The organism is Bacillus sp. UNC41MFS5 (assembly GCF_000686805.1).
This window is the reverse complement of the sequence record NZ_JMLP01000027.1, coordinates 25,237-47,196: the sequence shown is the minus strand read 5'-3', so window position 1 is coordinate 47,196 and position 21,960 is coordinate 25,237. Positions and strand designations below refer to the sequence as shown.

Sequence of the window (21,960 nt, the reverse complement as noted above, 5' to 3'; positions counted from 1 at the left end):
AACGTCGAAACTTCAAATTAGCTTGTATACTAATTAAAGTCCCCATGTATACGTTCCCGTTTTGTGCACAACAACTGGAATAAATCTTCTGTAAGAGTGCAAAAAATTAATATCATATCCCATTATAGACATATGATACAGAATCTATACAGAAAAATTAAACACGACGACGTTTTGGTGGACGGCATCCATTATGAGGAACAGGTGTTACGTCTTTGATAGCAGTTACTTCAAGACCAGCAGCTTGAAGAGCACGGATTGCAGCTTCACGGCCTGCACCAGGTCCTTTAACAGTAACTTCAAGAGTTTTCATACCATGTTCAATAGAAGTCTTAGCTGCTGTTTCAGCCGCCATTTGTGCCGCAAATGGTGTAGATTTACGAGAACCTCTAAATCCAAGCGCACCTGCACTTGACCATGAAATTGCATTACCATGAACATCAGTAATAGTTACAATCGTATTGTTAAAAGTTGAACGAATATGAGCAATACCAGATTCAATATTCTTTTTAACACGACGTTTACGTGTATTTGTTTTACGTGCCATTTAAATTACCTCCTTTGCCGATTACTTCTTCTTGTTCGCTACAGTCTTACGAGGACCTTTGCGAGTACGAGCGTTGTTTTTCGTATTTTGTCCACGAACTGGTAAACCACGACGATGACGTAATCCGCGGTAGCAGCCGATTTCCATTAAACGCTTAATGTTAAGAGAAATTTCACGGCGAAGGTCACCTTCAACTTTTAACTTGTCGATGATGTCACGGATTTTGTTTAATTCGTCTTCTGTTAAATCACGTACACGTGTATCTTCAGAAACACCAGCTTCTGCTAATACTTTTTGTGCAGTGTTTTTACCAATTCCATAAATGTATGTTAAAGAGATAACTACACGTTTTTCACGTGGAATATCTACACCAGCAATACGTGCCATAGAAAATGCGCACCTCCTTCAAAATTAACCTTGTTTTTGTTTATGTTTAGGGTTTTCACAGATAACCATAACTTTGCCGCGTCTACGGATAACTTTACACTTTTCGCAGATCGGTTTAACAGATGGTCTTACTTTCATTATTATCCTAACCTCCTTAGTAGTACGGAGTGCAAGCATTATTTAAAGCGGTAAGTAATTCTTCCGCGTGTTAAGTCATATGGAGAAAGCTCAACAGTCACTTTGTCACCCGGAAGGATCCGAATGAAATGCATTCGTATTTTACCAGAAACATGCGCTAGCACGGTATGACCATTTTCTAATTCTACCTTGAACATTGCATTTGGCAATGTTTCAATGACTTTACCTTCAATTTCAATTACATCATCTTTCGCCATCGATCTCGTCTCCCTTCTCAATTCAAAAATTGTAAATACAATACAACTCTTCTTATTCGTACACAAATAGCAACCTTATAATATTAACATATTGTTCTTCTTCTGTCCGCAAGTAAATTCTACATAATTAGGAATAAATTAATTCCTCATGTAAGTCTTGCCCAACTCTCGGTCCTACATACTCCGTACAATAGAAAAGCTATTTGCTTTCACATACTTTTGAATCTTAGTGAAGAGATGGTCGAGAGTCGTTCGTACGGATTTACTTATGGTCATTAATGTAATTCCCCAAGTAATTGCTCGATATCAGCGAATACCTTGTTAATATCCTGCTGACCATCGATTGTACGAAGATATCCTTTAGTTTCATAAAAAGTTAACAATGGTTCTTGTTGTTTGATATTTACGTCTAAACGATTTTGAACAGTTTCTGAATTATCATCCGCTCTTTGGTATAACTCCCCGCCGCAGCGATCGCATACACCCTCTTGTTTAGGAGGATTAAACTCTAAATGATAAGTAGATCCACATTCTTTACAGATACGACGTCCAGTCAAACGAGCCATTAATAATTCTTTATCAACATTAATATTAAATACATAATTGATTTTTTTATTTAAATCAACTAATAGATTTTCCAACGCCTCTGCTTGAGGTACAGTTCTAGGGAAGCCATCTAAAAGAAAACCTTTTTGACAATCATCCTTGCTTAAACGCTCACGAACAATGCCGATTGTTACTTCATCAGGAACAAGTTCGCCTTTATCCATGAATGATTTCGCTTGTAAACCTAGTTCTGTTCCTTCTTTCATCGCTGCACGGAACATATCGCCAGTAGAGATATGAGGGATGCCGTATTGCTCGACGATTCTTTCAGCTTGAGTACCTTTACCGGCACCTGGAAGCCCCATTAATACTAAATTCACACGTGTTCCCCCCTCGTGCTTTAAATGGGTTTTAGGGAGCTTTGGCCCCTAAAACCTTTACTTAATAAATCCTTTATAATGACGTTTAACTAATTGTGCTTCAAGTTGTTTCATCGTATCAAGTGCAACACCGACGACGATTAACAAACTTGTTCCACCGATTTGAGCTGATTGCGGAAGGTTAGCTATTGAAATAAATAACATCGGCAATACCGCAATAACTGCAAGGAAGAGTGCACCGACAAAAGTTAAACGGTATAAGACGCGCGTTAGGTATTCTTGCGTACTCTTTCCTGGACGAATTCCAGGAATATAGCCGCTTTGCTTTTGTAAGTTCTCCGCTGCTTGTTCAGGGTTAACTTGAATAAAAGCATAGAAATAAGTGAACGCGATAATTAATGCCGCATATAAAGTCATCCCGATTGGATGAGTATAATCAAATACTTTAGTAATCCAAAGTGTTACATCATTCGTTGGGAAGAATGACGCAACCGTTCTAGGCGTTACAATAAATGAAACGGCAAAGATAACTGGAATAACACCCGCAGCATTAACTTTTAATGGCATGTGAGTGGATTGTCCTCCAACTGGATTACGACCAGCTACTACGCGTTTTGCATATTGAATAGGTATCTTACGATTTGCTTGTTGGATAAAGATAACACCAACTACGATAGCAACAACCGCTAGTGCGATTAGAATTACCGTAACAATACGTAAGAATAATGCTTCCCCTGCATTCTCAAATTGTTGCACATAGATTTGATTAATAGTGGATGGCATTCCAGCCACGATCCCGGCAAAGATGATAATAGAAATTCCATTACCAACACCTTTTTCGGTAATCTGTTCCCCTAACCACATTAAAAATGATGTACCAGCTGTTAAAACAACCGCAATCAATAAATAAGTACCAATTCCAGGATTTTCAATCAACTGGCCGCTAGCTAAGTTATTAAAACCGTAGGACATACCTAATGCTTGGATAAATCCAAGAACGACAGTAAAATAACGAGTAAATTGGGCAATCTTACGACGACCTGATTCACCTTGCTTAGACCATTCTGTAAATTTCGGTACAACGTCCATTTGAAGGAGTTGAATAATAATCGAAGCTGTAATGTACGGCATGATACCCATTGCAAAGATGGAGAATTGTTTTAATGCTCCACCGCCAAAAGTATTTAATATACCGAAAACACTTAGCTTATCTTGGTTAGCTAGTACATCAGCATTAACATTGGGTACTGGGATAAATGTACCTAATCGAAATACGACTAACATTAAAAGGGTGAATATGATCTTACGTCTTATCTCACCCACGCGCATAAAATTGGAGAATGTCTGGAACATTAGATCACCTCAGTGTTTCCACCAGCAGCTTCGATAGCTTCCTTAGCAGCAGAGGAGAATTTGTGAGCTTTTACAGTCAACTTTTTCTCTAGTGTCCCTTTTGCAAGAACCTTGATTCCTGCTTTTTCGTTACTTACTACGCCTGATTCGATAAGAAGTTCTGGAGTAACTTCTGTACCTTCAACAAAGCGATTTAAAGCGTCAAGATTTACAATTGCATATTCCTTACGGCTGATGTTTGTAAATCCACGTTTTGGTAAACGACGGTATAAAGGTGTTTGACCACCTTCAAAACCTAGACGTACACCGCCACCAGAACGAGCATTTTGACCTTTGTGACCTTTACCAGCAGTTTTACCTTGACCAGATCCGATACCACGTCCTAAACGCTTGCGCTCTTTACGAGAACCTTCAGCAGGCTTTAATTCATGAAGTTTCATATTGGCACCTCCTTATGAAAGAAAACAATCAATTATTGTTCTTTTACTGTAACAAGGTGAGCAACTTTGGTAATCATACCGCGAATAGCAGCGTTATCTGGGTGCTCAACTGTTTGATTTAATTTACGTAGTCCAAGAGCTTTAACTGTTTCACGTTGATCGCCAGGACGGCCAATCAAGCTGCGAGTGAGGGTAACTGATAGTTTATTCGCCATTTTATTTCCCCCCGTATCCTAACAGTTCTTCTACTGATTTACCACGTAGTTTTGCTACGTCTTCAGCACGTTTTAATTGTTTTAAACCGTCAATTGTAGCACGTACCATGTTAATTGGAGTGTTAGTTCCTAATGATTTAGAAAGAATGTCAGCAACTCCGCCTAATTCTAGTACGGCACGAACTGGTCCACCAGCGATAACTCCTGTACCTTCAGAAGCAGGTTTTAGAAGGATTTCACCAGCACCAAAACGTCCAATTACTTGGTGAGGAATGGTTGTTCCAACCATTGGTACTTCGACTAAGTTTTTCTTTGCATCTTCGATGGCTTTACGAATAGCATCAGGTACTTCTTGAGCTTTACCAGTACCGAAACCAACGTGGCCGTTTTTATCGCCTACAACAACAAGGGCTGTGAAGCGGAAACGACGTCCACCTTTAACAACTTTCGCAACACGGTTAACCGTGACTACGCGTTCTTCTAGTTCAAGTTTGTTTGGATCAATACGACGCATCTTTTTGTGTCCCTCCTTTGTCTATTAGAATTGTAAGCCGTTTTCACGGGCAGCATCAGCTAATGCTTGAATACGTCCATGGTATAGGTATCCGCCACGGTCAAAGACAATAGAAGAGATACCTTTATCTACAGCACGTTTAGCGACTAATTCTCCGACCTTTTGTGCAGCCTCAACGTTGTTTGTAGATTCTAAACCAAAGTCTTTATCTAAAGTAGAAGCACTTGCTAAAGTTACTCCGTTAATATCATCAATTACTTGAGCATAAATATGTTTGTTAGAACGAAACACATTTAGACGTGGACGAGCAGAAGTACCGCTAAGTTTCGCACGAACACGAGCGTGTCTTTTCTTGCGAGTAGCGTTTTTATCTTGCTTCGTAATCATTTACGTCACTCCTTTCGTTTACCTATGCGGCATTACTTACCGGTTTTACCCTCTTTACGACGAACAAATTCACCTTCGTAACGAATTCCTTTGCCTTTATACGGCTCTGGAGGACGAACTCCGCGAATATTCGCTGCTAATGCACCAACACGTTCTTTGTCAGTACCTTTGATAACGATTTTTGTGTTTGCAGGAACTTCGATTTCAAGTCCCTCTTCAGCTTCGATCTCAACTGGATGAGAGTATCCAACGTTTAATACAAGTTTGTTACCTTGCTTTTGCGCACGGTATCCAACCCCGATTAACTCTAGGCCTCTAGTGAAGCCAGTAGATACACCTTCAACCATGTTCGCAAGCACGGCACGAGTAGTTCCATGTAATGCGCGGTGTTCTTTCGCATCAGAAGGACGAGTGATTGTTACAAGATTCTCTTCCACAGTGATGGTGATATCAGTGTGGAATGTACGAGTAAGTTCACCTTTAGGTCCTTTAACTGTAACAGTATTGTTATTTAAAGTAACTGTTACTCCTGCTGGAATAACAATTGGTTTTTTTCCTACGCGAGACATTTAGTGCACCTCCATTCATTCAAAAGCTCAATTACCAAACGTAAGCTAATACTTCTCCGCCGATTTGTTTTGCACGAGCTTCTTTATCTGTAATAACACCTTGTGATGTTGATACTAATGCGATACCAAGACCGTTAAGAACGCGTGGTACCTCAGTTGATTTTGCGTAAACTCTAAGTCCAGGCTTGCTTATGCGCTTAAGACCAGTAATAACACGTTCGTTACTAGCACCGTATTTTAAGAAGATACGGATGATACCTTGTTTGTTGTCTTCGATAAATTCGACGTCACGTACGAAACCTTCGCGCTTTAAAATTTCAGCAATTTCTTTTTTCATATTAGAAGCAGGCACTTCTAACTTTTCGTGACGCACCATATTCGCATTACGAATGCGAGTTAGCAAATCAGCAATTGGATCTGTCATGACCATTATTTTTACCTCCTTCCCAGACTTGGGGTTTTACCAGCTAGCTTTTTTGACACCAGGAATTTGTCCTTTGTATGCTAATTCACGGAAACAAATACGGCAAAGCTTAAATTTACGATATACAGAGTGTGGACGACCACAACGTTCGCAGCGTGTATACTCTTGTACTTTGAATTTAGGCGTGCGTTGTTGTTTCGCAATCATTGACTTTTTAGCCACGTTTTCGCCTCCCTTATTTAAGGATTACTTTTGGAATGGCATTCCAAATTGAGTTAAAAGTTCACGAGATTCTTCATCAGTTTTTGCAGTTGTTACGATAACGATATCCATACCACGAACTTTGCTTACTTTATCGTAATCAATTTCAGGGAAGATTAATTGTTCTTTAACACCTAGAGTGTAGTTACCACGACCGTCGAATGCTTTTTTAGAGATACCACGGAAGTCACGTACACGAGGTAATGAAACGGAAACTAATTTATCCAAGAATTCGTACATGCGTTCACCGCGAAGGGTAACCTTAGCACCGATCGGCATACCTTCACGAAGACGGAAGCCAGCGATAGATTTTTTCGCACGTGTAACGACAGGTTTTTGACCTGTGATTGTTGAAAGTTCTTCAACCGCGTTATCGAGTGCTTTTGCGTTTGCAACTGCGTCACCAACGCCCATATTCACGACGATTTTCTCAAGTTTAGGAACTTCCATAACTGATTTATAATTGAACTTGCTCATAAGAGCAGGAGTAACTTCTTTTACAAATTTTTCTTTTAGGCGGTTCACTTATTGTACCTCCCTTCTAAATTTTAAACTATTTATCTAAAACTTCACCGGATTTTGCTACGCGTACTTTCTTGCCATCAACCGTTGTGGAACCTACACGAGTTGGGTTACCAGTTTTAGGATCGATAGGCATAACGTTTGATACATGGATAGGAGCCTCAAAGCTGATAATTCCGCCTTGTGGATTCACTTGAGAAGGTTTAGAGTGTTTTTTCACAATGTTTATACCTTCAACTAGTACACGGCTATCTTTAGGATAAGCAGCTAGGATTACACCTGTTTTGCCTTTATCCTTGCCAGAGATGACTTTTACTTGATCACCTTTTTTTACATGCATCTGTGCGCACCTCCTTAAAGGCAATTGATTTTAAAATTATAATACTTCTGGAGCAAGAGAAACAATTTTCATAAAGTTGTTGTCGCGAAGTTCACGGGCAACAGGTCCGAAGATACGTGTTCCACGTGGGCTCTTATCATCTTTGATAATTACACATGCGTTTTCATCAAAACGAATGTATGAACCGTCTGGACGACGAGCACCGCTCTTTGTACGAACAATAACTGCTTTAACAACGTCACCTTTTTTAACAACGCCACCTGGTGTTGCTTGTTTTACTGTACAGACGATAACGTCACCGATACCAGCAAACTTACGGCCTGAACCACCAAGAACTTTAATCGTTAGCACCTCACGAGCACCAGAGTTGTCAGCAACTTTTAAACGTGATTCTTGTTGAATCATGTGTGTAACCTCCCTTCGGAATGAAGCTTAATCCGAACAATTAAATAATAACTGCTTTTTCTACAATTTCAATTAAACGGAAACGCTTTGTAGCTGAAAGCGGACGAGTTTCCATGATACGAACTACATCGCCGATTTTCGCTTCGTTTTGCTCATCATGAGCTTTATACTTCTTAGAGTACTTAACGCGTTTACCATATAAAGGATGCATTTTTTGTGTTTCAACAAGAACAGTTACAGTTTTATCCATCTTGTCAGAAACAACGCGTCCTGTGTAAACTTTACGTTGGTTACGTTCACTCATTGTGTGAACCTCCCTTCAATAATCACTTGTTAACGTTGATTTCTCTTTCACGAACAACTGTTTTCATACGAGCGATCGCTTTGCGTACTTCACGAATGCGAGCAGTGTTTTCAAGTTGTCCTGTCGCCAATTGAAAGCGAAGGTTGAAAAGCTCTTCTTTTAAAGATTTTACTTTTTGTTCAATTTCAGCAGTGGTTAGGTCACGAAGTTCATTAGCTTTCATTTGATTCACCACCAATTTCTTCTCGTTTTACAAACTTACACTTAACAGGAAGTTTGTGCATTGCAAGTCGAAGTGCTTCACGAGCAATTTCTTCAGAAACGCCAGCGATTTCGAACATGATTTTTCCAGGCTTAACAACAGCTACCCAGCCTTCTGGTGCCCCTTTACCGGAACCCATCCGTACTTCTAGAGGTTTAGCAGTGTAAGGCTTGTGAGGGAAAATTTTGATCCAAACTTTACCGCCACGTTTCATGTAACGTGTCATCGCAATACGTGCTGCCTCGATTTGGCGGTTCGTAATCCATGAAGCTTCTAAAGCTTGTAGGCCGAATTCACCGAATGTCACTTCTGTACCGCCTTTTGCGTTACCACGCATGTTACCACGATGTTGACGGCGATATTTTACGCGTTTTGGCAATAACATATTATTTGCCTCCTTCCACAGATTTCTTCTTAGTAGGAAGGACTTCTCCCTTATAGATCCATACTTTTACGCCAAGCTTACCATAAGTAGTATCGGCTTCAGCAGTAGCATAGTCGATATCAGCACGAAGTGTATGAAGTGGAACAGTTCCTTCGCTGTAATGTTCAGCACGAGCGATATCTGCACCGCCAAGACGACCAGATACTTGTGTTTTGATACCTTTTGAACCAGCGCGCATAGCACGTTGAATTGCTTGCTTTTGTGCACGACGGAAAGATACACGATTTTCTAATTGACGAGCAATATTTTCAGCAACTAATTTCGCATCAACGTCAGCTCTCTTGATTTCAAGGATGTTGATGTGAACTCGTTTACCAGTTAATTGATTTAATGCTTTACGAAGTGCTTCAACTTCAGTACCGCCTTTACCAATAACCATACCAGGCTTAGCTGTATGCACTGTTACGTTTACACGGTTTGCAGCACGTTCGATTTCTACTTTAGAAACAGAAGCATCTTTTAAACGCTTCGTGATGTATTCACGAATTTTAAGGTCTTCGTGTAAAAGAGTAGCGAAGTCTTTGCCTGCGTACCATTTAGATTCCCAATCACGGATGATTCCAATACGCAAACCGACAGGATTTACTTTTTGACCCACAGCTTATCCCTCCTTCTTTTCTGATAATACGATTGTGATGTGGCTAGTGCGTTTGTTGATCTGGCTTGCACGGCCCATAGCGCGAGGACGGAAACGTTTTAAGGTTGGTCCTTCGTCAACGAATGCTTGTGCTACAACTAGATTGTTAACGTCCATTTCATAGTTGTGCTCAGCGTTTGCCATAGCTGATTTTAATACTTTTTCTACGATTGGAGAAGCAGCCTTAGGAGTGAGATTTAAAATCGCCACAGCTTCACCAATTTGCTTACCTCGGATTAAATCAACGACTAAACGTGCTTTACGAGGAGCAATACGAACTGTTCTTGCAACAGCTTTAGCTTGCATTTGGATGCCCTCCTCTCTTAACGTCTTGTTTTCTTGTCATCATTACCATGACCCTTGTATGCACGAGTTGGAGCAAACTCTCCAAGCTTGTGTCCTACCATGTCTTCAGTAACATATACAGGTACGTGTTTACGACCATCATATACTGCGATAGTATGGCCAATAAATTGCGGGAATATTGTAGAACGACGTGACCAAGTTTTAATAACTTGTTTGCTTTCAGTCTCGTTCAACTTTTCTACCTTAACCATTAAATGATCATCAACGAATGGTCCTTTTTTTAAGCTGCGACCCATGAAGGAACCTCCCTTCGTGACTGTTCTACGGTTCTTTCTTTGAACCGTAGGAATATCACGTTATTTTTTACGACGACGTACGATAAATTTATCTGATTTGTTCTTCTTTTTACGAGTTTTGTATCCAAGAGTTGGTTTACCCCATGGAGACATTGGTGATTTACGTCCGATTGGTGAACGTCCTTCACCACCACCGTGTGGGTGATCGTTAGGGTTCATTACAGATCCACGAACAGTTGGGCGCTTGCCTAACCAACGAGAACGACCTGCTTTACCAATGTTGATTAATTCGTGTTGTTCATTACCTACTTGACCAACTGTAGCGCGGCATTCAGCAAGAATCATACGAACTTCACCAGAATTTAAACGTACTAATACGTATTTACCTTCTTTACCTAGTACTTGAGCGCTTGTTCCAGCAGAACGAACTAACTGGCCGCCTTTTCCTGGTTTTAATTCGATGTTGTGTACTACTGTACCAACAGGAATGTTTGCTAATGGAAGTGCGTTACCTACTTTAATATCTGCCTCAGCGCCAGACATTACTTCCATTCCAACTACTAGATTTTTAGGAGCTAAGATATAACGCTTTTCTCCATCCACGTAATTGATTAATGCGATATTTGCAGAACGGTTTGGATCATACTCAATTGTAGCAACGCGTCCTGGAATGCCATCTTTGTTACGTTTAAAGTCAATTAAACGATATTGACGTTTGTGACCGCCACCTTGATGACGAACAGTTAACTTACCTTGGTTATTACGGCCGCCTTTTCTCTTGATTGGAGCTAAAAGAGATTTTTCTGGAGTACTAGTTGTGATTTCTGCGAAATCAGAAGTAGTCATTCCGCGACGACCATTGGAGGTAGGTTTGTACTTTTTAATCGCCATTTTATTTCCCTCCTCTTCTTGATAGGTTCTTATGCTTCAAAGAATTCGATTTCTTTGCTATCAGCAGTTAATTTTACAATAGCTTTACGACGTTTGTTTGTGTAACCACCGAATTTTCCCATACGCTTGAATTTACCTTTGTAGTTCATGATGTTTACTTTCTCAACATCTACGCTAAAGATTTCTTCGATAGCATCTTTAACTTGTGTTTTGTTAGCTTTAACATCTACTTCAAAAGTATATTTTTTCTCACCCATTAGGTCAGTAGAACGTTCAGTGATAACGGGGCGCTTAATGATATCGCGTGCATCCATTATGCAAGCACCTCCTCTACTTTTTCAACCGCTGCTTTAGTCATGATTAATTTCTCATGATTAACAACATCTAATACGTTAATTCCGTCAGCAGTTACTACTGTAACACCAGGAATGTTGCGTGCAGATAATGCTACATTTTCATCAAGATCCGCAGTAACGATTAACGCTTTTTTCTCTACAGAAAGACCACTTAATACAGTCTTGAATTCTTTTGTTTTAGGAGCATCGAAAGTTAATAAATCTAACACTAAGATGTTCTCTTCTAACACTTTAGAAGAAAGCGCAGATTTAATCGCTAAACGACGAACCTTTTTCGGTAATTTGTATGCGTAGCTGCGTGGTGTTGGACCGAAAACAGTACCACCTCCGCGCCATTGTGGAGAACGGATAGACCCTTGACGAGCGCGTCCAGTTCCTTTTTGACGCCATGGCTTACGACCACCGCCGCGTACTTCAGAACGAATTTTAGTTTTATGAGTTCCTTGACGTAATGAAGCTCTTTGCATAACAATCGCTTCGAATAATACGTGTTGGTTAGGCTCAATACCAAATACAGAATCATTAAGTTCGATATCTCCAACTTGAGATCCAGTTTGGTTTAATAATGCTACTTTAGGCATTCTTTGTTCCTCCTTTCTAAAAGGGTGACTATGCTTTAATTGCACCTTTAATTTTTAATAGAGCTTTTTTAGCGCCTGGTACGTTACCTTTGATTAAAAGTAAGTTACGCTCTGTGTCAACCTTAACGATTTCAAGGTTTTGTACAGTGATTTGTTCTCCACCCATACGTCCTGGTAATAATTTACCTTTGAAAACGCGGTTTGGAGCAACAGGTCCCATTGAACCTGGACGACGGTGATAACGAGAACCGTGAGCCATTGGGCCGCGTGATTGTCCGTGGCGTTTGATTACACCTTGGAAACCTTTACCCTTTGAGATTCCTGTTACATCTACGATATCTCCTGCAGCGAAAATATCAACTTTGACTTCTTGACCAACTTCATAGCTTGCTAAGTCATCCCCGCGGAATTCGCGAACGAAGCGCTTAGGAGCAGTATTAGCTTTAGCAACATGGCCTTTTTCTGGTTTGTTAGCTAACTTTTCACGTTTGTCTTCAAAACCAACTTGAACTGCAACATAACCGTCACTTTCAACTGATTTCTTTTGAAGTACTACGTTTGGAGCTACCTCAACTACAGTTACAGGAATTAAGTTACCATTACTAGCAAATACTTGAGTCATACCAATCTTTCTTCCTAAGATTCCTTTGGTCATTTAAGTCACACCTCCTATTTTATTTATGATTTATTTTGATTAAAGTTTAATTTCGATATCAACACCAGATGGTAAATCTAAACGCATCAACGCATCAACAGTTTGTGGAGTTGGGTTAACGATGTCGATTAGACGCTTATGTGTCCGTTGTTCGAATTGCTCACGTGAATCTTTGTACTTATGAACCGCACGAAGAATTGTGTAAACAGTTTTTTCAGTTGGTAACGGGATTGGACCAGAAACTGCCGCACCTGAACGTTTTGCTGTTTCAACGATTTTTTCTGCAGATTGATCAAGGATTCTGTGATCATACGCTTTTAAACGGATACGAATTTTTTGTTTTGCCATTATTTTCCCTCCTTTATTCGCCTATTTTCTAAATAGACATTCTCAGTGAAAATTTCCCTCACACACTCGCCATGGCAAAGCGGCCGGGTGTGTCAGCAACCTTTCACATCATCGCAGTCAAAGACCAACATTGTCTATTATACATAAAACATAAAGCAAACGCAACACTTATTACGATTTTTTTCTTTATGTTTCTGTTTCGAACACTTTTTCTATTATAGCGGCTGATATTCACTTTTTCAACAGTTATTATCAATCTCCAGAAATATACAAATTGATGTGTAGTTATAAGATAATTTCGAATGTTAATATATAGAAGAAACACGGATTTTTAGTAATATTACAACTGTTTATCGACCTGTTTGAAGTTTTATTGCCTCTTACGGTTCTTATAGACCCATCTTATCTACCTCATCATAAATTTTTGGCTTCTATCAGTCTTTATAAACTCTTCTAAATAACATCAACAGTAGTTTTTTGTAACTTATAGCAATTATAGAGGATTCATATCGGCTTCTTTTGTCTCCTTCGAGAAAAATGACTTAAGAACCGTATGCCAAATACTACGTGCGTATTCAATAACAACACAAAAAAGCAGATGGATCGTCATCCATCTGCTTTCATATCTTTGATCATTATCCACTCAGCACCTTAGGAGCTGTAGTTTCAAATTACTCAGTGATTGTAGTGATTGAACCTGAACCTACTGTACGTCCACCTTCACGAATTGAGAACTTAGTTCCTTCTTCGATAGCGATTGGAGCGATAAGTTCAACGATCATTTCGATGTGGTCGCCAGGCATAACCATTTCAGTACCTTCTGGAAGCATACAAATACCAGTGATATCAGAAGTACGGAAATAGAATTGTGGACGGTAGTTTGAGAAGAATGGAGTGTGACGTCCACCTTCTTCTTTTGATAAAACGTAAACTTGTGCTTTGAACTTTGTGTGTGGAGTGATTGACTTTGGTTTAGCCAATACTTGACCACGTTCGATATCTTCACGTGCTACACCACGAAGAAGGGCACCGATGTTGTCACCAGCTTCAGCGAAATCAAGAAGTTTACGGAACATTTCTACACCTGTTACAGTAGTAGATTTTGGCTCTTCAGTGAAACCTACGATTTCAACTACGTCCCCAACTTTAACTACTCCACGCTCAACACGTCCAGTAGCAACTGTTCCACGACCAGTGATTGAGAATACATCCTCAACAGGCATCATGAAAGGTTTGTCAGTGTCACGTGTTGGTGTTGGAATCCACTCATCAACAGCAGACATAAGTTCATTGATTTTTTCTTCCCACGCAGCTTCGCCTTCTAATGCTTTAAGAGCAGAACCTTTGATAACTGGAGTGTCATCACCAGGGAAGTCGTATTCTGATAATAGATCACGAATTTCCATTTCTACTAATTCAAGAAGCTCTTCATCGTCAACCATGTCACACTTGTTCATGAATACAACAAGGTAAGGTACACCTACTTGACGTGAAAGAAGAATGTGTTCACGAGTTTGTGGCATTGGGCCATCAGTTGCAGATACTACAAGGATACCGCCGTCCATTTGCGCAGCACCAGTGATCATGTTTTTAACATAGTCAGCGTGTCCTGGGCAGTCAACGTGTGCATAGTGACGGTTATCAGTTTCATACTCAACGTGTGCAGTAGAGATTGTGATACCACGTTCTTTTTCTTCTGGTGCACCATCGATTTGATCGTATGCACGTGCTTCTGCTTTACCTGTTTTAGCAAGTACAGAAGTGATTGCAGCTGTTAAAGTTGTTTTACCATGGTCAACGTGTCCAATTGTACCAATGTTAACGTGTGGCTTAGAACGGTCGAATTTAGCTTTACCCATTAGGAAATCCTCCTCTAAATTATAAAAATTTAATTATTATTATTTTATGTAAGCCGTGAGTAAGGTTGTCCCAAGCCCACGACTTCCACTTCTTACATAGTAGTTATACTTTATCAAAAGATGAAAATCAATTATTCACCTTTATTTTTTTTGATGATTTCTTCAGAAACTGATTTTGGTACTTCTTCGTAGTGATCGAAGTGCATGGAGAATACTCCACGTCCTTGAGTACTAGAACGAAGTGCAGTTGCATAACCAAACATTTCTGAAAGTGGAACCATTGAACGAACTACCTGTGCATTACCACGTGCTTCCATACCTTCAACACGACCACGGCGAGCAGTGATTTGTCCCATGATATCTCCAAGATATTCTTCTGGGATAACTACTTCTACTCTCATCATCGGTTCAAGGATAACAGGACTACACTTAGAAGCAGCATTTTTAAGTGCCATAGATGCGGCAATTTTAAACGCCATTTCAGAGGAGTCAACATCATGGTATGATCCGTCAAATAGTCTTGCTTTAATATCAACTAGTGGATATCCAGCAAGAACACCACGTTGTAGAGCATCTTCAAGACCAGCTTGAACTGGAGCGATGTATTCACGAGGAACAACACCACCGACAATACCGTTTTCGAATTCGAATCCTTTACCTTCTTCGTTAGGAGAGAATTCGATCCAAACGTGTCCGTATTGTCCACGACCACCAGATTGACGTGCGAATTTACCTTCAACTTGTGCAGATGCACGGAAAGTTTCGCGGTACGCAACCTGAGGCGCACCTACATTAGCTTCAACTTTAAATTCACGACGCATACGGTCAACGATGATATCAAGGTGAAGTTCACCCATACCAGCGATGATAACCTGTCCAGTTTCCTGGTCAGTGTGTGCACGGAATGTTGGATCTTCTTCTTGAAGCTTTTGTAGTGCAGTTGTCATCTTGTCTTGGTCTGCTTTTGATTTTGGTTCAACTGAAAGTTGGATTACTGGTTCAGGGAATTGCATAGACTCTAAGATAACAAGGTTTTTCTCGTCACATAGAGTATCACCAGTAGTTGTATCTTTCAAACCTACAGCAGCAGCAATATCACCGGCAAAAACCTTTGAGATTTCTTGACGGCTGTTTGCATGCATTTGCAGGATACGTCCGATACGCTCACGCTTGCCTTTTGTAGAGTTTTGGACATATGATCCAGACTCTAGAGTACCAGAGTAAACGCGGAAGAACGTTAATTTACCAACATAAGGGTCAGTCATAACTTTAAATGCAAGAGCAGAGAATGGCTCTTCATCGCTTGAATGACGCTCAATAACTTCATCTTCATCATCAATAGCGTGACCTTTGATTGCAGGTACATCTAATGGAGATGGAAGGTAGTCAATAACTGCATCAAGCATTAGCTGAACACCTTTGTTTTTGAATGCTGATCCACAGATTACTGGATAGAATTCTACATTAACAGTACCTTTACGAATCGCTGCTTTTAGCTCTTCTTTAGTGATTTCTTCTCCACCAAGGTATTTTTCCATTAATTCTTCATCTAACTCAGCTACTGCTTCGACTAACTTTTCACGGTATTCTTCAGCTTGAGCCATGTATTCTTCTGGAATCTCACGTACTTCGATATCAGTACCTAAGTCATTTCCGTAAAATACTGCATTCATTTCCACAAGGTCAATGATTGCTTCAAACTCATCTTCAGCACCTATTGGTAACTGAATTGGATGTGCATTCGCTTGAAGACGGTCATGGATCGTTCCTACAGAATATAGGAAGTCAGCTCCAATTTTGTCCATCTTGTTTACGAATACGACACGTGGTACACCGTAAGTAGTTGCTTGGCGCCAAACTGTTTCAGTTTGAGGCTCAACACCTGATTGTGCATCAAGTACTGCTACTGCACCATCAAGTACACGAAGTGAACGTTCAACTTCAACAGTGAAGTCTACGTGTCCTGGTGTATCAATGATGTTTACACGATGGCCATGCCATTGTGCAGTCGTTGCTGCGGAAGTGATTGTAATTCCGCGCTCTTGTTCTTGCTCCATCCAGTCCATCTGAGAAGCACCTTCATGAGTTTCACCGATCTTATGAATACGACCAGTGTAATAAAGGACACGCTCAGTGGTAGTCGTTTTACCGGCATCAATGTGAGCCATGATACCGATATTACGAGTGTTTGCTAAGGAGAACTCTCTTGCCATTGGGTCTTTCTCCTTCCTAGTTTGAAAGTTTTTATATTGAAGGTTAGATTACCAACGATAGTGAGCAAACGCTTTGTTTGCTTCTGCCATTTTGTGTGTATCTTCACGCTTTTTAACAGATGCACCTGTGTTGTTTGCTGCATCCATGATTTCATTAGCTAAACGCTCTTCCATCGTTTTTTCTCCACGGTTACGTGAATAGTTCACTAACCAACGAAGACCTAGAGTTGAACGGCGGTCAGGACGCACCTCAACTGGAACTTGGTAGTTAGCACCACCTACACGGCGAGCTCTAACTTCAAGTACAGGCATGATGTTTTTAAGCGCTGCTTCAAAAACTTCCATCGGTTCTTTTCCAGTACGTTCGCGAATTGTATCGAACGCAGAGTAAAGAATTTCTTGTGACTTACCTCTTTTACCGTCAACCATCATCTTGTTGATTAAACGAGTAACTAATTTAGAGTTGTAAAGTGGATCTGGTAACACGTCTCTTTTTGCTACAGGACCTTTACGTGGCATTATATTTCCTCCTTTCAAAGAAGCTTCTATTTAAGTTGTTTTTATTTCTTAGCTGCTTTTGGTCTCTTTGTACCGTATTTAGAACGTCCTTGCATACGGTTGTTTACACCAGCTGTATCAAGTGCTCCACGTACGATGTGATAACGTACCCCTGGTAAATCCTTTACACGTCCTCCACGGATAAGAACAACGCTGTGCTCTTGAAGATTGTGTCCAATACCAGGAATGTATGCTGTCACCTCAATACCATTAGTCAAACGTACACGTGCATATTTACGTAACGCTGAGTTTGGTTTCTTCGGAGTCATTGTACCAACACGAGTACACACACCGCGTTTTTGTGGTGAAGATACATTTGTTTGTGATTTTTTGAAGCTGTTATAACCTTTGTTTAGCGCAGGTGATTTTGACTTTTCCTCTTTAGATTGACGAGGCTTGCGCACTAATTGGTTAATAGTAGGCATTTGTGTTTCCTCCCTTCATTATTTGTAAGCCCACACATCCAGGTGGTTCATTTTTTCGCAAAAACAAAGTTTTTGCAGACTTTCTATCTACAAAAACGCTTTTAGCTGATAATTGCAACAGTTGAAGCACCAACTTCAATCCCACATGCTTTTCCGAGTTTTTTCATCGAGTCCACATAAAGGATAGGAACATTTATTTCAAGAGCCTCATCAACAACCTTAGACGTTAACTTTGGATCAGCGTCGCTAGCTATGACCAACTCTCTCACATTACCTTCTTTTAGTGCCTTTACTGTTTGTTTTGTTCCTATAACGAACTTTTGTGCCTGTAATACTTTTTCATAAGACATCATTCATATCCTCCAAAGTATCAGGTGAATAGGAGCACCTTTGATATAGTAACATCTTAATAAAAGGATGTCAACACGACATTTAATATTTTCTTAAAATAAGGAATCTGCGGGGGCAGATTCCTTATCTCCATTAATCAATTGTCACTGTTTCTTCAGAAGTTGTATCGCGAAGGACAGGCTCTGCTTTGCGGTAACGCTGCATTCCTGTTCCAGCTGGTACAAGCTTTCCAATGATAACATTTTCTTTTAAGCCAAGTAATTCATCGCGTTTGCCTTTAATTGCAGCATCTGTAAGAACCCTTGTGGTTTCTTGGAAGGATGCAGCAGATAGGAATGAATCAGTTTCAAGCGACGCTTTGGTAATACCAAGTAAGACAGGACGTCCTGTTGCCGGCATTTTTCCTGCTATCAATGCCTTTTCGTTTGCATCAGTAAACTGGTGAATATCCAAAAGTGTACCTGGTAGTACATCTGTTTCACCCGCATCACCAACACGTACTTTACGTAACATTTGACGAACCATTACTTCCACGTGCTTATCACCAATTTCTACCCCTTGCATACGATATACTTTTTGAACTTCACGCAATAAGTACTCTTGGACAGAAGTAACGTCTTTAACTCTAATTAATTCTTTCGGATCAATAGAACCTTCCGTTAATTCTTCCCCACGAGCTACATTATCATTTACAGCCACTTTTAAGCGGGCAGTATATGGTGCATTGTATGTTCTAGATTCAACTTCACCTTGAACAACGATTTCATGCTGGCGATCACGACCCTCATTAATACCAACGACAACACCATCAATTTCTGAAATAACCGCTTGACCTTTAGGGTTACGCGCTTCAAAAATTTCCTGGATACGTGGTAAACCTTGTGTAATATCGTCTCCCGCAACCCCACCAGTATGGAATGTACGCATTGTTAACTGAGTACCTGGCTCACCGATAGATTGGGCAGCAATAATACCAACCGCTTCACCAACTTCAACTTCTTGACCTGTTGCCAGATTTCGACCATAGCATTTTTTACAAACACCATGACGAGTGTTACATGTAAATGCAGAACGAATTTTTACTGTCTCAATTCCAGCATTCACAATTGCTTCTGCTAAATCTTCGGTAATCAAACCATTTTCAGGTACAAAAACTTCACCTGTTTCAGGATGTTTGATCGCCTTACGTGCATAACGACCAATCAGACGCTCATCTAATCCCTCAATTGTCTCATTACCGTCTTTTAAGGCACTAATTGTAAAGCCGCGGTCGGTTCCACAGTCGTCTTCACGAACAATGACATCCTGTGCCACGTCAACTAGTCGGCGTGTTAAGTAACCAGAGTCAGCCGTCTTAAGCGCTGTATCAGCAAGACCTTTACGGGCACCGTGTGTCGAGATAAAGTACTCTAATACAGTTAACCCTTCACGGAAACTTGATTTAATTGGTAACTCAATGATACGTCCAGCCGGGTTGGCCATCAGTCCACGCATACCAGCAAGCTGCGTAAAGTTAGATGCGTTACCACGGGCTCCGGAATCACTCATCATAAAGATTGGATTCGATTTATTCAACGATTGCATTAGTTTCCCTTGAATGGTATCTTTTGCAGCACTCCAGATAGCAATTACGCGGTCGTAACGCTCATCTTCGGTAATAAGACCACGTCTGAATTGCTTCATAACGCTATCTACTTTACCTTGCGCTTCATGAAGAATTTCCTGCTTCTCAGGAAGTACGACAATGTCAGCTACACCAACAGTAAGACCTGCTTTAGTTGAATGTCTAAAACCTAAATCCTTCATGCGGTCAAGCATTTTGGACGTTTCTGTAATCTTGAAACGTTTAAATACTTCAGCAATGATATTTCCAAGGATTTTCTTTTTAAACGGATCAATCAATGGCATGGACTGAATTTTCGCCTGAATATCTTCGCCTTTTTCAACGAAATATTTTACAGGTGTTTCAACTTCTAGATTCTGTCTAGTCGGTTCATTGATATATGGGAATGATTTCGGCAGAATTTCATTGAAAATAAGCTTACCAACTGTTGTGATTAATAGCTTATTATTTTGTTCTTCTGTGAAAGTTTCATTTCCTAATGAACCGGCATGCACTGCTACACGTGTATGCAAATGAACATAGCCATTTTGATACGCGAGAATTGCTTCGCTTGTATCTTTAAAAATCATACCCTCGCCGACTGCGCCTTCTCTTTCCAGAGTTAAGTAATAGTTACCTAAAACCATATCTTGGGAAGGAGTAACAACTGGCTTACCATCTTTAGGGTTTAAGATATTTTGTGCTGCAAGCATTAATAGTCTTGCTTCTGCTTGGGCTTCTGATGATAACGGTACGTGAACCGCCATTTGGTCACCGTCAAAATCGGCATTGTATGCAGTACATACAAGTGGATGCAGACGGATGGCCCGGCCTTCAACAAGAGTTGGTTCAAATGCTTGAATCCCAAGTCTATGAAGTGTAGGGGCACGGTTTAGTAATACTGGATGCTCTTTAATGACATCTTCGAGTACATCCCAAACGTCTGGAGATACTCTTTCTATTTTGCGTTTTGCAGATTTAATGTTATGTGCTAACCCTTTTTCAACCAATTCCTTCATAACGAAAGGTTTAAATAGTTCTAGTGCCATTTCTTTCGGAAGTCCACATTGGAACATTTTCAAGTTTGGCCCTACAACGATAACCGAACGCCCTGAATAGTCAACACGCTTACCAAGCAAGTTTTGACGGAAACGGCCTTGTTTACCTTTTAACATATGAGAAAGTGATTTCAACGGACGGTTACCCGGCCCTGTAACAGGACGTCCACGGCGGCCGTTATCAATCAAGGCATCGACAGCTTCTTGAAGCATACGTTTTTCATTCTGAACAATAATGCTTGGAGCCCCTAAATCTAATAAACGCTTTAAGCGGTTATTACGGTTAATAACACGGCGGTATAAATCGTTTAAGTCAGATGTTGCAAATCTCCCGCCGTCCAATTGAACCATTGGACGAAGTTCTGGAGGAATTACAGGAAGAACATCAAGAATCATCCAAGATGGCTCATTTCCAGATCCACGGAATGCTTCTAACACTTCAAGACGTTTAATCGCACGCGTACGACGCTGACCTTGTGCGCTTCTTAATTCTTCTTTTAATCCATCTACTTCCTTGTCTAAATCGATATCGAAAAGAAGTTTTTTAATTGCTTCTGCACCCATGGCAGCTTGGAATTTGTTTCCGTACTTTTCACGATATGCACGATATTCTTTTTCAGATAATAGCTGCTTCTTATCAAGAGCTGTGTCTCCTGATTCCGTCACTACATAGGAAGCAAAGTAGATAATTTCCTCCAAAGCTCTTGGAGACATGTCTAATACAAGTCCCATTCGGCTTGGGATTCCTTTAAAGTACCATATATGTGAAACTGGCGCAGCAAGCTCAATATGCCCCATACGTTCACGACGAACTTTTGCTCGTGTGACTTCCACACCACAGCGATCACAAACGACACCTTTATAACGGACACGCTTATACTTTCCACAATGACATTCCCAATCCTTCGTGGGACCAAAAATCCGCTCGCAGAATAAGCCGTCCTTTTCAGGCTTTAATGTACGATAGTTAATCGTTTCTGGTTTTTTGACTTCTCCGAAGGACCATGAACGGATTTTATCCGGTGAAGCAAGACCAATCTTCATAAACTCAAAATTATTAACATCCAGCAAGGGGCCTACCTCCCTTTTGATATCTCCAGGTTTTACCCTTATTGCGTACAAAAGCG

At 40.4% G+C, this 21,960-nt stretch carries 34 protein-coding genes; all 34 read right to left on the bottom strand.

What is annotated here, in order from left to right; all coding sequences use genetic code 11:
* Positions 1-157: 157 nt before the first annotated feature.
* The 34 genes from rpsK to rpoC all read right to left on the bottom strand — a co-directional run bounded on the left by rpsK (position 158) and on the right by rpoC (position 21,904).
* Positions 158-547, bottom strand: coding sequence for a 30S ribosomal protein S11 (rpsK, locus tag BR30_RS0113855; protein WP_024027886.1), 390 nt, complete (start codon positions 545-547; stop codon positions 158-160).
* Positions 548-568: 21 nt separating this feature from the next.
* On the bottom strand, positions 569-934 hold the full coding sequence (rpsM, locus tag BR30_RS0113850) for a 30S ribosomal protein S13 (RefSeq protein WP_026565543.1): 366 nt from the start codon (positions 932-934) through the stop codon (positions 569-571).
* A 24-nt stretch (positions 935-958) separates the two neighbouring features.
* The gene (gene rpmJ, locus BR30_RS0113845) at positions 959-1,072 is read right to left on the bottom strand and encodes a 50S ribosomal protein L36 (protein WP_000868344.1); all 114 of its coding nucleotides are present in this window, start codon (positions 1,070-1,072) and stop codon (positions 959-961) included.
* Between the two features lie 38 nt (positions 1,073-1,110).
* A complete protein-coding gene (gene infA / locus BR30_RS0113840) occupies positions 1,111-1,329 on the bottom strand; it encodes a translation initiation factor IF-1 (protein ID WP_007085268.1) in 219 nt (72 codons plus the stop codon).
* 275 nt (positions 1,330-1,604) lie between these two features.
* The gene (locus BR30_RS0113835) at positions 1,605-2,255 is read right to left on the bottom strand and encodes an adenylate kinase (protein ID WP_026565542.1); all 651 of its coding nucleotides are present in this window, start codon (positions 2,253-2,255) and stop codon (positions 1,605-1,607) included.
* A gap of 57 nt (positions 2,256-2,312) precedes the next feature.
* Positions 2,313-3,608 (bottom strand): preprotein translocase subunit SecY, encoded by a 1,296-nt coding sequence (gene secY / locus BR30_RS0113830; RefSeq protein ID WP_026565541.1) that lies wholly within the window; start codon positions 3,606-3,608, stop codon positions 2,313-2,315.
* A complete protein-coding gene (gene rplO, locus BR30_RS0113825; RefSeq protein WP_026565540.1) occupies positions 3,608-4,048 on the bottom strand; it encodes a 50S ribosomal protein L15 in 441 nt (146 codons plus the stop codon). Before rplO ends, secY begins: the two co-directional genes overlap by 1 nt.
* Before the next feature lie 32 nt (positions 4,049-4,080).
* Entirely contained in the window at positions 4,081-4,263 is a 183-nt protein-coding gene (gene rpmD, locus BR30_RS0113820) for a 50S ribosomal protein L30 (protein WP_026565539.1), read from the bottom strand.
* A 1-nt stretch (position 4,264) separates the two neighbouring features.
* On the bottom strand, positions 4,265-4,777 hold the full coding sequence (gene rpsE, locus BR30_RS0113815) for a 30S ribosomal protein S5 (protein WP_026565538.1): 513 nt from the start codon (positions 4,775-4,777) through the stop codon (positions 4,265-4,267).
* A gap of 24 nt (positions 4,778-4,801) precedes the next feature.
* Complete coding sequence (gene rplR, locus BR30_RS0113810) at positions 4,802-5,164, bottom strand: 50S ribosomal protein L18 (protein WP_026565537.1); 363 nt, start codon at positions 5,162-5,164, stop codon at positions 4,802-4,804.
* Positions 5,165-5,196: 32 nt separating this feature from the next.
* Entirely contained in the window at positions 5,197-5,733 is a 537-nt protein-coding gene (gene rplF / locus BR30_RS0113805; protein ID WP_026565536.1) for a 50S ribosomal protein L6, read from the bottom strand.
* Between the two features lie 31 nt (positions 5,734-5,764).
* Positions 5,765-6,163, bottom strand: a complete 399-nt coding sequence (rpsH, locus tag BR30_RS0113800; RefSeq protein ID WP_026565535.1) for a 30S ribosomal protein S8 — start codon at positions 6,161-6,163, stop codon at positions 5,765-5,767.
* 30 nt (positions 6,164-6,193) lie between these two features.
* The gene (gene rpsN / locus BR30_RS0113795) at positions 6,194-6,379 is read right to left on the bottom strand and encodes a 30S ribosomal protein S14 (RefSeq protein WP_007085277.1); all 186 of its coding nucleotides are present in this window, start codon (positions 6,377-6,379) and stop codon (positions 6,194-6,196) included.
* 24 nt (positions 6,380-6,403) lie between these two features.
* Entirely contained in the window at positions 6,404-6,943 is a 540-nt protein-coding gene (gene rplE, locus BR30_RS0113790) for a 50S ribosomal protein L5 (protein WP_026565534.1), read from the bottom strand.
* A 28-nt stretch (positions 6,944-6,971) separates the two neighbouring features.
* Entirely contained in the window at positions 6,972-7,280 is a 309-nt protein-coding gene (gene rplX, locus BR30_RS0113785; RefSeq protein ID WP_026565533.1) for a 50S ribosomal protein L24, read from the bottom strand.
* 36 nt (positions 7,281-7,316) lie between these two features.
* Positions 7,317-7,685 (bottom strand): 50S ribosomal protein L14, encoded by a 369-nt coding sequence (gene rplN / locus BR30_RS0113780; protein WP_026565532.1) that lies wholly within the window; start codon positions 7,683-7,685, stop codon positions 7,317-7,319.
* A 40-nt stretch (positions 7,686-7,725) separates the two neighbouring features.
* Entirely contained in the window at positions 7,726-7,989 is a 264-nt protein-coding gene (gene rpsQ / locus BR30_RS0113775; RefSeq protein WP_026565531.1) for a 30S ribosomal protein S17, read from the bottom strand.
* Between the two features lie 22 nt (positions 7,990-8,011).
* Positions 8,012-8,212, bottom strand: coding sequence for a 50S ribosomal protein L29 (gene rpmC / locus BR30_RS0113770; protein WP_026565530.1), 201 nt, complete (start codon positions 8,210-8,212; stop codon positions 8,012-8,014).
* Positions 8,202-8,636, bottom strand: coding sequence for a 50S ribosomal protein L16 (gene rplP / locus BR30_RS0113765; RefSeq protein WP_026565529.1), 435 nt, complete (start codon positions 8,634-8,636; stop codon positions 8,202-8,204). The genes rpmC and rplP overlap by 11 nt, the downstream gene beginning before the upstream one ends.
* Before the next feature lies 1 nt (position 8,637).
* On the bottom strand, positions 8,638-9,294 hold the full coding sequence (gene rpsC / locus BR30_RS0113760) for a 30S ribosomal protein S3 (RefSeq protein WP_026565528.1): 657 nt from the start codon (positions 9,292-9,294) through the stop codon (positions 8,638-8,640).
* Positions 9,295-9,297: 3 nt separating this feature from the next.
* Positions 9,298-9,639, bottom strand: coding sequence for a 50S ribosomal protein L22 (rplV, locus tag BR30_RS0113755; RefSeq protein ID WP_026565527.1), 342 nt, complete (start codon positions 9,637-9,639; stop codon positions 9,298-9,300).
* 17 nt (positions 9,640-9,656) lie between these two features.
* A complete protein-coding gene (gene rpsS / locus BR30_RS0113750; protein WP_026565526.1) occupies positions 9,657-9,935 on the bottom strand; it encodes a 30S ribosomal protein S19 in 279 nt (92 codons plus the stop codon).
* A gap of 60 nt (positions 9,936-9,995) precedes the next feature.
* Positions 9,996-10,826 (bottom strand): 50S ribosomal protein L2, encoded by an 831-nt coding sequence (rplB, locus tag BR30_RS0113745; protein ID WP_026565525.1) that lies wholly within the window; start codon positions 10,824-10,826, stop codon positions 9,996-9,998.
* Positions 10,827-10,855: 29 nt separating this feature from the next.
* Positions 10,856-11,143, bottom strand: a complete 288-nt coding sequence (gene rplW, locus BR30_RS0113740; RefSeq protein ID WP_026565524.1) for a 50S ribosomal protein L23 — start codon at positions 11,141-11,143, stop codon at positions 10,856-10,858.
* On the bottom strand, positions 11,140-11,763 hold the full coding sequence (rplD, locus tag BR30_RS0113735) for a 50S ribosomal protein L4 (RefSeq protein WP_026565523.1): 624 nt from the start codon (positions 11,761-11,763) through the stop codon (positions 11,140-11,142). Before rplD ends, rplW begins: the two co-directional genes overlap by 4 nt.
* 28 nt (positions 11,764-11,791) lie before the next feature.
* Positions 11,792-12,418, bottom strand: coding sequence for a 50S ribosomal protein L3 (rplC, locus tag BR30_RS0113730; protein ID WP_026565522.1), 627 nt, complete (start codon positions 12,416-12,418; stop codon positions 11,792-11,794).
* 39 nt (positions 12,419-12,457) lie between these two features.
* Complete coding sequence (gene rpsJ, locus BR30_RS0113725; protein ID WP_026565521.1) at positions 12,458-12,766, bottom strand: 30S ribosomal protein S10; 309 nt, start codon at positions 12,764-12,766, stop codon at positions 12,458-12,460.
* Between the two features lie 493 nt (positions 12,767-13,259).
* Positions 13,260-13,409 carry a hypothetical protein gene (locus tag BR30_RS37865; RefSeq protein WP_155928603.1) on the bottom strand — a complete coding sequence of 50 codons (150 nt, stop codon included), beginning with the start codon at positions 13,407-13,409 and terminating at the stop codon, positions 13,260-13,262.
* A 28-nt stretch (positions 13,410-13,437) separates the two neighbouring features.
* Positions 13,438-14,625: an elongation factor Tu gene (gene tuf, locus BR30_RS0113720; protein ID WP_026565520.1), complete on the bottom strand. Its 1,188-nt coding sequence runs from the start codon at positions 14,623-14,625 to the stop codon at positions 13,438-13,440.
* Between the two features lie 131 nt (positions 14,626-14,756).
* Complete coding sequence (gene fusA, locus BR30_RS0113715) at positions 14,757-16,838, bottom strand: elongation factor G (protein WP_026565519.1); 2,082 nt, start codon at positions 16,836-16,838, stop codon at positions 14,757-14,759.
* A 48-nt stretch (positions 16,839-16,886) separates the two neighbouring features.
* Positions 16,887-17,357 (bottom strand): 30S ribosomal protein S7, encoded by a 471-nt coding sequence (gene rpsG, locus BR30_RS0113710; RefSeq protein WP_026565518.1) that lies wholly within the window; start codon positions 17,355-17,357, stop codon positions 16,887-16,889.
* Positions 17,358-17,398: 41 nt separating this feature from the next.
* A complete protein-coding gene (gene rpsL / locus BR30_RS0113705) occupies positions 17,399-17,821 on the bottom strand; it encodes a 30S ribosomal protein S12 (RefSeq protein ID WP_026565517.1) in 423 nt (140 codons plus the stop codon).
* A 101-nt stretch (positions 17,822-17,922) separates the two neighbouring features.
* Complete coding sequence (locus tag BR30_RS0113700; protein WP_026565516.1) at positions 17,923-18,171, bottom strand: 50S ribosomal protein L7ae-like protein; 249 nt, start codon at positions 18,169-18,171, stop codon at positions 17,923-17,925.
* A gap of 133 nt (positions 18,172-18,304) precedes the next feature.
* Positions 18,305-21,904, bottom strand: a complete 3,600-nt coding sequence (rpoC, locus tag BR30_RS0113695) for a DNA-directed RNA polymerase subunit beta' (protein WP_026565515.1) — start codon at positions 21,902-21,904, stop codon at positions 18,305-18,307.
* Positions 21,905-21,960 lie beyond the last annotated feature (56 nt).

What these genes read in the sequence shown, in the direction of transcription:
- rpsK (WP_024027886.1), bottom strand. Translation starts at nt 547, where the DNA reads ATGGCACGTAAAACAAATACACGTAAACGTCGTGTTAAAAAGAATATT.
- rpsM (WP_026565543.1), bottom strand. Translation starts at nt 934, where the DNA reads ATGGCACGTATTGCTGGTGTAGATATTCCACGTGAAAAACGTGTAGTT.
- rpmJ (WP_000868344.1), bottom strand. Translation starts at nt 1,072, where the DNA reads ATGAAAGTAAGACCATCTGTTAAACCGATCTGCGAAAAGTGTAAAGTT.
- infA (WP_007085268.1), bottom strand. Translation starts at nt 1,329, where the DNA reads ATGGCGAAAGATGATGTAATTGAAATTGAAGGTAAAGTCATTGAAACA.
- secY (WP_026565541.1), bottom strand. Translation starts at nt 3,608, where the DNA reads ATGTTCCAGACATTCTCCAATTTTATGCGCGTGGGTGAGATAAGACGT.
- rplO (WP_026565540.1), bottom strand. Translation starts at nt 4,048, where the DNA reads ATGAAACTTCATGAATTAAAGCCTGCTGAAGGTTCTCGTAAAGAGCGC.
- rpmD (WP_026565539.1), bottom strand. Translation starts at nt 4,263, where the DNA reads ATGGCGAATAAACTATCAGTTACCCTCACTCGCAGCTTGATTGGCCGT.
- rpsE (WP_026565538.1), bottom strand. Translation starts at nt 4,777, where the DNA reads ATGCGTCGTATTGATCCAAACAAACTTGAACTAGAAGAACGCGTAGTC.
- rplR (WP_026565537.1), bottom strand. Translation starts at nt 5,164, where the DNA reads ATGATTACGAAGCAAGATAAAAACGCTACTCGCAAGAAAAGACACGCT.
- rplF (WP_026565536.1), bottom strand. Translation starts at nt 5,733, where the DNA reads ATGTCTCGCGTAGGAAAAAAACCAATTGTTATTCCAGCAGGAGTAACA.
- rpsH (WP_026565535.1), bottom strand. Translation starts at nt 6,163, where the DNA reads ATGGTCATGACAGATCCAATTGCTGATTTGCTAACTCGCATTCGTAAT.
- rplX (WP_026565533.1), bottom strand. Translation starts at nt 7,280, where the DNA reads ATGCATGTAAAAAAAGGTGATCAAGTAAAAGTCATCTCTGGCAAGGAT.
- rplN (WP_026565532.1), bottom strand. Translation starts at nt 7,685, where the DNA reads ATGATTCAACAAGAATCACGTTTAAAAGTTGCTGACAACTCTGGTGCT.
- rpsQ (WP_026565531.1), bottom strand. Translation starts at nt 7,989, where the DNA reads ATGAGTGAACGTAACCAACGTAAAGTTTACACAGGACGCGTTGTTTCT.
- rpmC (WP_026565530.1), bottom strand. Translation starts at nt 8,212, where the DNA reads ATGAAAGCTAATGAACTTCGTGACCTAACCACTGCTGAAATTGAACAA.
- rplP (WP_026565529.1), bottom strand. Translation starts at nt 8,636, where the DNA reads ATGTTATTGCCAAAACGCGTAAAATATCGCCGTCAACATCGTGGTAAC.
- rplV (WP_026565527.1), bottom strand. Translation starts at nt 9,639, where the DNA reads ATGCAAGCTAAAGCTGTTGCAAGAACAGTTCGTATTGCTCCTCGTAAA.
- rpsS (WP_026565526.1), bottom strand. Translation starts at nt 9,935, where the DNA reads ATGGGTCGCAGCTTAAAAAAAGGACCATTCGTTGATGATCATTTAATG.
- rplB (WP_026565525.1), bottom strand. Translation starts at nt 10,826, where the DNA reads ATGGCGATTAAAAAGTACAAACCTACCTCCAATGGTCGTCGCGGAATG.
- rplD (WP_026565523.1), bottom strand. Translation starts at nt 11,763, where the DNA reads ATGCCTAAAGTAGCATTATTAAACCAAACTGGATCTCAAGTTGGAGAT.
- rplC (WP_026565522.1), bottom strand. Translation starts at nt 12,418, where the DNA reads ATGACCAAAGGAATCTTAGGAAGAAAGATTGGTATGACTCAAGTATTT.
- rpsJ (WP_026565521.1), bottom strand. Translation starts at nt 12,766, where the DNA reads ATGGCAAAACAAAAAATTCGTATCCGTTTAAAAGCGTATGATCACAGA.
- tuf (WP_026565520.1), bottom strand. Translation starts at nt 14,625, where the DNA reads ATGGGTAAAGCTAAATTCGACCGTTCTAAGCCACACGTTAACATTGGT.
- fusA (WP_026565519.1), bottom strand. Translation starts at nt 16,838, where the DNA reads ATGGCAAGAGAGTTCTCCTTAGCAAACACTCGTAATATCGGTATCATG.
- rpsG (WP_026565518.1), bottom strand. Translation starts at nt 17,357, where the DNA reads ATGCCACGTAAAGGTCCTGTAGCAAAAAGAGACGTGTTACCAGATCCA.
- rpsL (WP_026565517.1), bottom strand. Translation starts at nt 17,821, where the DNA reads ATGCCTACTATTAACCAATTAGTGCGCAAGCCTCGTCAATCTAAAGAG.
- BR30_RS0113700 (WP_026565516.1), bottom strand. Translation starts at nt 18,171, where the DNA reads ATGTCTTATGAAAAAGTATTACAGGCACAAAAGTTCGTTATAGGAACA.